At 68.3% G+C, this 9,471-nt stretch carries 6 protein-coding genes; 1 reads left to right on the top strand and 5 read right to left on the bottom strand.

Features of this window, described 5'->3' with window-relative positions:
• The first annotated feature begins 34 nt into the window (after positions 1-34).
• Positions 35-2,074, top strand: coding sequence for a PAS domain-containing hybrid sensor histidine kinase/response regulator (locus tag RIC31_RS16140; protein WP_350109760.1), 2,040 nt, complete (start codon positions 35-37; stop codon positions 2,072-2,074).
• Between the two features lie 54 nt (positions 2,075-2,128).
• Here the strand turns inward: RIC31_RS16140 and RIC31_RS16135 are convergent, their stop codons facing one another.
• From RIC31_RS16135 to RIC31_RS16115, 5 genes are all read right to left on the bottom strand, one after another.
• Positions 2,129-3,133 (bottom strand): hypothetical protein, encoded by a 1,005-nt coding sequence (locus tag RIC31_RS16135; RefSeq protein ID WP_350109757.1) that lies wholly within the window; start codon positions 3,131-3,133, stop codon positions 2,129-2,131.
• Between the two features lie 70 nt (positions 3,134-3,203).
• Positions 3,204-6,320 (bottom strand): efflux RND transporter permease subunit, encoded by a 3,117-nt coding sequence (locus tag RIC31_RS16130; RefSeq protein ID WP_350109754.1) that lies wholly within the window; start codon positions 6,318-6,320, stop codon positions 3,204-3,206.
• 21 nt (positions 6,321-6,341) lie between these two features.
• Positions 6,342-7,199, bottom strand: coding sequence for a metal ABC transporter permease (locus RIC31_RS16125; RefSeq protein ID WP_350109751.1), 858 nt, complete (start codon positions 7,197-7,199; stop codon positions 6,342-6,344).
• Positions 7,186-8,124, bottom strand: a complete 939-nt coding sequence (locus tag RIC31_RS16120; RefSeq protein WP_350109748.1) for a metal ABC transporter substrate-binding protein — start codon at positions 8,122-8,124, stop codon at positions 7,186-7,188. The genes RIC31_RS16125 and RIC31_RS16120 overlap by 14 nt, the downstream gene beginning before the upstream one ends.
• A gap of 240 nt (positions 8,125-8,364) precedes the next feature.
• Positions 8,365-9,300: a metal ABC transporter substrate-binding protein gene (locus RIC31_RS16115; protein ID WP_350109745.1), complete on the bottom strand. Its 936-nt coding sequence runs from the start codon at positions 9,298-9,300 to the stop codon at positions 8,365-8,367.
• Positions 9,301-9,471: the final 171 nt, after the last annotated feature.

Raw genomic sequence — 9,471 nt, 5'->3', positions numbered from 1 at the left:
GGCGAGCGACACAGGCGAGCCGGCGGGACCCGCGGTGACCGACCCGGGGACATCCGTCGCGTCGCCGCGGCCGGCCCTGCTGGTGGTCGACGACGACGAGGCCAACCGCGTTGCGATCTCGGAGGTCGTCTCCGGGCTGGGCGCCGACGTGGTCGTCGCCGCCTCCGGGCTGGAGGCCCTGCGGCAGGTGCTGCTGCGCGAGTTCTGCGCGATCCTGATGGACGTCCGGATGCCGGGCATGGACGGCTACGAAGCGGCGGCGATCATCCGTCAGCGCGAGCGGTCCCGGCGGATCCCGGTGATTTTCCTGACGGCGCACGATACCGACAAGGCGCAGGTGTTCCGCGGTTACTCGGAGGGTGCCGTCGACTACGTGTTCAAGCCCGTCGAGCCGCTGGTCCTGAAGGCCAAGGTGTCGGTGTTCGTCGAGCTCTACAAGCAGGCCCAGGAGATCCGCGCCAAGGCCGAGCAGGAGCGGCGGCTGCTCGAGGAAAACCTCCGGATCCGCGGCGAGCGCGTGGAGACCGAGCGGCGGCTGCGCTCCAGCGAGAAGCGGGAGGCCGCGATCCTCCGGTCGCTGCCGATCGCGATCTACGAGGCCGAGGTCGCCGACCAGGGCGTGACCCGGACCTTCCTGCACGACGACGCGGTTCGCCGGCTGCTCGGATTCGGCCTGGACGACCTCGACGGCGACGACCGGCTGTGGGTCGACCGCATCCACGAGGACGATCGCGACGCCGCCGTCCAGGCGATGCGGCAGGCCGGTCCCGGCGGCACCTATTCCGTCGAGTACCGATGGCGCCGCGCCGACGGCGGCGAGCGGTATTTCCTGGACCAGGGCGTGTCGGCCCTGGCCGGTCCGGGCGATCGCCCCAGGATCTTCGGCACGATGTTCGACGTGCATGATCGTCGCCTGCTCGAGCAACAGCTCCTGCACGCCCAGAAGCTCGATGCGATCGGCAAGCTGACGGGTGGGATCGCGCATGATTTCAACAACATGCTGACGGTCGTCATCGGCAACCTCGACCGCATGCAGCGCACCGCGGGCCTGGACGAGCGGTCCGCCCGACGCGTGGACCACGCGCTGCAGGGGGCGCTGCATTGCCGCGACATCACCCGGCGGCTGCTCGGGTTTGCCCGGCAGCAGAGTCTGTCGCCCCAGGCCCTCGACCTCAACCGGCTGATCAACAGCCTCTCGGACCTGGTGACGCGCACGCTCGGCGAGCGCATCGAGATCGCACTGAAGCCGGCCGCCAGCCTGTGGCAGACCCATTGCGACCCCGGTCAGATCGAAGCCGCGTTGCTCAACCTCCTGGTCAACGCCCGCGACGCCATGCCCGACGGCGGCCGCGTCACCATCCGCACCGCAAATACCCGACCGGGCGCGATGGCCAGGCACCGTCGTCCGGATCTTCCGGACGGGCAGTACGTCGTCCTGGAGGTGTCAGACAACGGTGTCGGCATGCCGCCGGAGGTTCTGGAACGCGCCTGCGAGGCGTTCTTCACCACCAAGGAGGCGGGTCACGGGACCGGTCTCGGGCTGAGCACGATCCATGCCTTCGTACGGCAGACCGGCGGCGACCTGACGATCGAGAGCGTCCCCGGCCGGGGAACCACCGTGCGGATGTATCTGCCGCGGCATGTGAGCGGGGCCGGGCAGTCGGGGAGCGCCGAGGCATCCGGGCCGCGTGCCGACCTGCCGGCGGCATTGGACGGCGAAGTGGTCCTGGTGGTGGAGGACGAGGAGACGGTTCGCCGAACCGCGGTCAACACACTGCGCGAGCTGGGCTACCGGGTGCTGGAGGCGGGCACGGCGGCCGCCGCATTGAAAGTTCTCGAACGCGACAGCGCGGTGACTCTGCTGTTCAGCGATGTCGTGATGCCCGGCTCGGCGAACGGACATGAACTGGCCCACGAGGCCAGGAGCCGGTGGCCCGGCCTCAAGGTGCTGCTGACCTCCGCCTATGACGGCGACATCCTCGGGCCGGCGATCGACCAGGCGCCGGGCCGGTTCCTGCGCAAGCCGTACCGCGACTACGAACTCGCCCAGGCGATCCGCGACGCCATCGCCTGAGGCCGGGACTGCGCGGGCGCCGGTGTCCGGCCCTCTATTCGGTATCGCGGGCGGTCAGCCCTGGCCGTCCTTGGCGCGCGCCTGCAACGCTTCCTTCGACACGCGGCTGAACCCGGCCACCACCGCGTCGGCGGCGGCCCGTCGCCGTGCCTGGGTCAGCCAGGGTTCGAACGGAACGGCCGCCGCCTCGGTCAGGTTGCCGAGGGCCGCAAGCGCGCCGGCGAGGTCGCCTTCCGTCAACCGCCGATCGGCCTCGGTCACGAGCCCGCCGACGACCTGGCCCTCGGCCGTGGTGCCGATGGGCACGCCGAGGCCGGACTGAACGAGGTTCAGGCTGTACAGATACATGCTGTTCGGGTCGACCACCGGCGTTCCGGCCTGTGCCGCAGTGGCCCGGAGGTCGGCCTGGAGGGCCTGGATGGTCGGGACACCGGCGCTGGCCATCGGCATCAGGCGCCGCAGCCCGTCGCGCAGCTGGTCGTTGCCGGCGGTCAGGGCGTAGAGGTTCACCCATTCGCTCTCGAACGGTCGGCCGTCGGCCACCGCGTCGGCGAGTTGCACAACCGAGACACCGAACACCACCGAGCCCGGACCGGTCTCGACCTGCAGGTCCTGGCGGGCCTTGGCGATGCCGTCCATCGCCGACCGGAAGCCGGCGGCCTGTTCGTCGAGACGGGCCGACAGCGTCGAGTCGGACTCCAGGGCGCGCACGAGGTCGGCTTCGGCACTGCGGACCGTGGTTTCGAGGGTGAACAGCGACTGCTGGAAGCCCGCGACCTGCTGGGCCAGTCCGGGAAGCCGCGGATCCAGCGGCGGGCGCAGCTCGGTCATGGTGAGCACGACCACCACCGCCAGTAGGGCACCGGCCAGCCCGCCGACCACCGCCGGCAGTGAGGAGGACCTCAGGCGGAACGCGGCTGCCGTCGGTTCCGACGGGGAACTGCTCTCCGCGGCGGCGGCCTGTCTGGCCTCCTCCAGGACCGTGTCTTTCGAAGACTCCGGGCCATCGCGACGCGCGAAACTCTCGACATTGGCCTGTCGCTTCTCGAAGGCGTTCATCGGTTCGTTCCCCTATGCCCTGTGACGTCTGCCGCGATCTTTGCCGGTGCATCCCTGTAAGCGTAGCACATCAGAATGCCTCCGCGGTTCTTCGACCGCTGTTCGCCTGTCCTATCAGCGTCCGCAGGGGAGCCTGTCCGAACCGCAGGAACAGCCACGGCGTCAGGATCGCATCCAGGACCGTCGCGCTGATCAGTCCCCCGAAGATTACCACCGCCACGGGAAAAAGCATCTCCTTGCCCGGCGAATACGGGTCCAGCAGCAGGGGAAGCAGGCCGCCGCAGGCCGACGCCGCGGTCATCAGCACCGGCATCAGCCGCTCGTTCGAGCCGCGCACGATCATTGCCCGCCCGAAGGTCTCGCCCTCGTGCAGCACCAGGTTGATGTAGTGGCTGATCTTCAGGATGCCGTTGCGGGTGCTGATGCCGGTCAGGGTGATGAAGCCGACCATGGTGGCGACCGACAGCTCCAGGCCGGCGATCTTGATCGCCAGGAGGCTGCCGACCAGCGCCAGCGGGACGTTGGTCATGATGATCAGCGACAGCCGGACCGAGCGATAGCGCTGGTACAGCACGCCGAAGATCAGCAGCAGCGAGATGGCCGACAGGCCGAACAGCCGGAGCGCCGAGCGCGTCTGCTGCGCGAAGGTCCCCTCGAAGGTCACGTAGTAGCCGGTCGGGACCTGCACCTGCTCGACGATGCTCTTCACTTCGGCAGCGATTCCGTTGTTGTTGGTGCCGTTGCCGTTGGCCATGACCAGCAGGCGTCGCCGCCCGTTCTCGCGCCTGATCTCGTTCGGACCGGCGGTCTCCTCGACCGTGGCCAGGTGCGCGAGCGGAACCGGGCCGGAGTCGGTGTCGATCAGGGTCGATGCCAGTGCCCGTGTGCCACGACCGGCGTCGCCGAGCCGGATCACCACGTCGAAGTAGCGCACCCCGTCGACGATCTGGGAGACGGTCGCGCCGTTGGTCATGTGTGCGAGCTGGCGGGTCAGGTCGCCCGGGTGCAGGCCGTAGAGCTGTGCCTTGCGCGGATCGACCCGGATCTGGATCTGCGGCACCGGGACCAGCTTCTCGACATTGAGGTCGACCAGGCCGGGCACGGCCTCCATCCGGCGCTTGATGTCCTGGGCGATGGTGCGCAGGACGTCGAGCTCGTCGCCGAACACCTTCACCACGACCTCGGCCGGCGCGCCGGTCAGGATGTGGTCGATCAGCCGATGCGACATGGGTTGGCCGACGTTGATCAGCCCCGGCAGGCCGGCCAGCCGGCTGCGGATCTCGCGCATGACGGTGTGCATGCGGCGGTCCTGCAGGGTGATGCGGACCTCGTACTCGCTGACATGGACCCCGAGGTTGTGCTCGTCGGCCTCGGAGCGGCCGGTGCGCCGGCCGATCGAGGTGACTTCGGGGATCTGCAGCATCAGCCGCTCTGCAATGGCGCCGATGCGCAACGACTGCTCGAGCGAGATTCCCGGGTCGAGGATGAGTTCGACGATCGCCGACTTCTCGTTGAATGGCGGCAGGAACGACCGCGGCAGAGTCGGGATGACCGACAGGGCGAGGAACACCGCCGCACCGGTTCCGATCAGCAGCGGGCGGGGGCTGTCGAACACCCGGACGAGGATCCAGGAATTGAACCGCTTCAGGCCCCGGATGAACCGGGTTTCGCCGTGGTTGAGGTTCTTCATTCGCGGCAGCAGCAGCGAGCAGAGCACCGGGGTCAGCGTGATCGATATGATCAGGCTGGCGAGGATCGACACGATGTAGGCGACCCCGAGCGGGGCGAACAGCCGGCCCTCCAGCCCCGGCACCGCGAACACCGGGAGGAACACCAGGATGATGATGATAGTCGAGTAGACGATGCCGGAGCGGATCTCCTGCGACGCATCGGCGATCACCCGGAGGGTCGGCAGCGGGGTCGGCAGCCGCCGGTTCTCGGACAGCCGCCGGGAGATGTTCTCGACGTCCACCACCGCGTCGTCGACCAGTTCGCCGACCGCGATCGCCAGCCCGCCCAGGGTCATGGTGTTGAGGGTCAGGCCGCTCAGCCGGAACACGATGAAGGTCGCCAGCACCGACAGCGGGATGGCCACCAGCGAGATCGCGGTCGCCCGGGCGTTGGCCATGAACAGGAACAGCACCACCGAGACCGCCAGCACCGCCTCGAGCATCGCCCTCTGCATCGTGCTCGCCGAGGCTTCGATGAAGTCGGCCTGCCGGAACACCACGTTGTCGGTGCGGATCCCGTCGGGCATGTTGTCGCTCAGGTCGCGGATCGCCTCCTCGAGATTCCGCGTCAGGGTCAGGGTGTCGGCCGTCGGCTGCTTCTGGATCGACAGGATGACCGCCGGCATTCCGTTGAACCCGGCGTCGCCGCGCCGCTGCTGCGGCAGGAACTCGACCTCGGCGACCTGGCGCAGCGGGATCGGATGGCCTTCCCGGATCGTCACGGTGACGTTGCGAAGATCCTCGAGGCTGCGGGAGCGGCCGACATTGCGGATCAGATATTCCTGGGAGCTCTGGTCGACGACGCCGCCGCCGCTGTTGGTCCCGAACCGGGTCACCGCCTCCTCGATCGCCGATACCGGGATGCCCAGGTCGTTGAGGCGCAGCAGGTTCGGGGTGACCCGGTACTGCCTGACCAGGCCGCCGATCGGCACCACCCGGCTGACTCCGGGGACGGCGCGCAGGCGCGGGGCGACCACCCAGTCCGCGAGTTCCCGCATCACCATCGGGTCGGCGTTCTCGCCGGTCATCGCGACCAGCAGGATCTCGCCCATGTAGGAGGAGACCGGCATCAGCAGCGGGACCGCGTCCTCGGGCAGATCCTCCTCCGCCAGCGCCAGGCGCTCGGCCACCAGTTGGCGGGCCCGGTAGATGTCGACGTCCCAGTCGAACTCCACGTAGATGATCGAGATTCCCGTGCTCGAGCTCGTGCGCACCCGGGTGAGGCCGGCGGCGCCGCTCATCGCCGCCTCGATCGGCGTGGTCACCAGGACCTCGACCTCCTCGGGCGCAAGGCCCTTGGCCTCCGTCACGATGGTGACGATGCCCTTGTTGAGGTCCGGGAAGACGTCGATGGCGAGGTCGCGCTGCGTGTAGATGCCGTAGCCGGCAACGATCAGCGCCACGATCATGACGATCAGGCGGCTGCGGAGGCTGGCGCTGACGAGATAAGCGAACATTCCGCCTTCAGGGCCTTTCGCTCACTCGCCCGGCGCGCGGCCGAGCGGAGAACCGCCCGGCCGTTCGTTGGACGGTCGACTGGATTCCCGGGCGGCCGGCGCTTCCGCGTCGTCCCGCCACCGGCCGGCAAGCGACCCGACGAGCATGGCCGACACTGCGGCGATCGGTACCAGTGTGCAGACGATGGTCGCGCCCGTCGGCGTGTTGAACAGGGCCGAGGCCACAATGCCGGCGAGGTACCCGGCGGCACCGATGTTGAAGGCGATCACCGGCCGCAGCGGCGCCGGCGCCCCGCGCGCCGCCAGCGCCGGGACGATCAGCGACGCGAACACCAGCAGGATGCCGACGATCTGCACCGACAGCGTGATGACGATTGCGAAGGCGATGTAGAACAGGATCCGCTCGCGCTGCAGGTCGCGGTAGTACCAGAGCGCCAGGACGACTGCGTAGACCAGGCCGACCCCGAGGAGCTGCATCGGCGTCACCCACAGGATCTGCCCGATCAGCAGCTTCTTGAGGTGTTCGGCGCCGCTCGGGTTGGCTGCCAGCATCATCAGCTGGACCGCCGCGGCCGAGACGTAGGCCACCCCGATGATGGCCTCCTGGACGGCCGGAAACCGCTTGTCGGTCCAGACCAGGAAGGCGGCGCAGGCGAGGGCGGCGCCGACGGCGCTGGCCTGCACGATCCAGTCGTTTATGTCCGGACCCCACATCATCGTGCCGAACACCACGCCGGTCGCCGCGACCTGGGCCAGCGCGATGTCGATGAAGATGATCCCGCGGTTGAGCACGATGCCGCCCAGCGGCACATGCGTCGCCAGGACGAGCAGGCCGGCGACCAGGGCCGGCCCCATTACCTGGAGGTCAAGGCCGGTCATTGCCGGCCAGCCCGTCGAGCAGCCGCTCGACCGTGTCGCGATAGAATTCCGTGAAGGTCGGCCCGCCGCCCGCGGTCCCGCCGACCGTGAACGGCAGGTTCACGATCGGAATGCCCGTGCGCCCGGCGATGTACTGCGACGGCTTCGAGTCCTCGTAGGCGGCGTGGACGACGAATTTCACGTTGTCGGTCGGCACCAGTTCGATGATCCGCGCGAGATCGCCCGGCCCCGGCGGCAGGCCGACCTGCGGCTCGATCACCGCCGCACTCCGCATCTTCAGCCAGTTCAGCAGATAGACGGCGTTCTCGTGCTGGGTCACCACGTTGATCCCGCGCAGCGGGGCCGCCTTCTTCTCCAGTTCCTTGGCGAGCGCGCCGATCTCCTTCACGAAGGCCCGGGCATTGGCCGAATAGGTCGCGGCGGCCGACGGGTCGATCTCGATCATGCGCTTCGCGAGCTGGCCGCCGAGCGTCCGCATCCGGTACGGGTCGCCCTGCATGTGCGGGTTGCCGGTCGGGTGCATGTGATCGTGCGGCTTCGGCGGACCCGCATGATTGTGATGGTCGTCCTTCAGCGGGGCGATGAAGTCGGACGCGAAGAACCGTCCGGGCTGTCCGTCGGCGAGTTTCGGATTCCCGATCCGATCGAGCGCCGGGTTGAGCCAGTCGTCCTCGTAGCCGCCGCCGGGGCAGACGAGAAGATCCGCGGTCTTCAGGGACGCCAGGAGTTCGGGCGTGACCGAGATCTGGTCGGGGTTGCTGCCCGGTGCCGAAGCGGCGAACACTTCGACGGCCGGCCCGCCGATCTCCCGGGCCAGTTCCGCCCATTCCGGGAAACAGGCGACGACCGTGAGCTTGGCCTCTGCCTCCTGCGGCGCTGTCGCTGCCAGCAGCATGCCGAGGGTCCCGGCCAGCAATCCTCTCATTTCGTCGCCCCTCCCGGGCCCGGCGCTCTCACGAAGCGCATGGTCGGACGGAAGTCCGCAAGTCTAGCCAGCATAACGAGTTAGGCCGTGAACGAAACCGCCGATCTGATGCGTCTGTCGTTTTCGACAGCCACAGCCGCCGGTGGCGGGTGGGGCCGCGGACGCTGCCGAGGCGTGCCGTCCGCGGCGCCTCTCCCGTAGGCGGGCAGGTCCGCGCCGATGGACCTGCCCGCCGGTGCGTCAGGGCCGGTCCTTGCCGGCGAGACCGTCCAGCAGCCGGTCGACCGAATCGCGGTAGAACGCGGCGAAGGTGGGGCCGCCGGCCTCGGTCCCGCCGACCGTGAACGGAACCTTCACCAGCGGAATGCCGGCACGGTCGGTGACGTATTTCGACGGTCGCGGATCCTCGTAGGCGGCGTGAATGACGAACTTCACGTTGTCCCGCGGGACTTGTTCGATGATCCGCGCCAGGTCCCCCGGCCCCGGGGGTATGCCGACTTCGGGTTCGACGATGCCGGCGCTGTGGATCTTGAGCCAGGCCAGCAGATAGACCGAATGCTCATGCTGGGCGACGATGTTGACGCCCTGCAACGCAGCTGCTTTTTTCTCGAGTTCCTTGGTGAGCTCCCCGAGTTCCTTGACGAATTTCTTGGTGTTCGCCGAGTACACGGCGGCATCGGCCTGGTCGATGTCGATCATGCGCTTGCCGAGCTGGCCGCCGAGCGTCCTGATCCGGTACGGATCGCCCTGGATGTGCGGATTGCCGCCCTCGTGCAGGTGGCCTTCCTCCTTCTTCTCGCCCTCGTCGTGGTGGTCGTCCTCCAGCGTCTCGACGAAGTCGCCGGCAAAGAACCGGCCGTTCTGACCCTCGGCCAGCTTCGGATTCTGTACCCGGGCGAGGGCCGCAGGCAGCCATTCGTCCTCGAAGCCGCCGCCGGTGCAGACCAGCAGGTCGGCGGTCTTGAGGAAGGCCAGCAGCTCCGGCGTCACGGTGACGTGGTCCGGGTTCACCAGCGGCGAGACGGCCGTGAAGACCTCGACGGAAGAGCCGCCGATCTCTTTGGTCAACGCCTCCCATTCCGGGAAGCAGGCGAACACCTTCAGCTTGGCGTCCGCTGCCTGCGGCGCCGCGACGATCAACGCGAGGCCGATGGTCCCAAATAACAAACGTCTCATATAAGCAACCCTCCCGAACGACTAACCACACTCAAGCAGGAGATGTGGGTACACAATCCAACCGCATTAAGCATAGCCGCACAAGCGGTCGGCGGAACCGATGTTTTCCGGGGTGTGTCGATTTCGTCATCGGGGTTTGTGTGCAGGGGTGAGTGCGGTATTCTGTCGTTC

Origin of the sequence: Thalassobaculum sp., assembly GCF_040219615.1 — a bacterium.
GTDB lineage: Bacteria > Pseudomonadota > Alphaproteobacteria > Thalassobaculales > Thalassobaculaceae > Thalassobaculum_A.
This window is presented reverse-complemented; position numbering and strand designations above follow the sequence as displayed.

Excerpts from the sequence above, each read along its gene's own strand:
- RIC31_RS16115 (WP_350109745.1), bottom strand. The coding sequence starts at position 9,300 with ATGAGACGTTTGTTATTTGGGACCATCGGCCTCGCGTTGATCGTCGCG.
- RIC31_RS16125 (WP_350109751.1), bottom strand. The coding sequence starts at position 7,199 with ATGACCGGCCTTGACCTCCAGGTAATGGGGCCGGCCCTGGTCGCCGGC.
- RIC31_RS16130 (WP_350109754.1), bottom strand. The coding sequence starts at position 6,320 with ATGTTCGCTTATCTCGTCAGCGCCAGCCTCCGCAGCCGCCTGATCGTC.
- RIC31_RS16120 (WP_350109748.1), bottom strand. The coding sequence starts at position 8,124 with ATGAGAGGATTGCTGGCCGGGACCCTCGGCATGCTGCTGGCAGCGACA.
- RIC31_RS16135 (WP_350109757.1), bottom strand. The coding sequence starts at position 3,133 with ATGAACGCCTTCGAGAAGCGACAGGCCAATGTCGAGAGTTTCGCGCGT.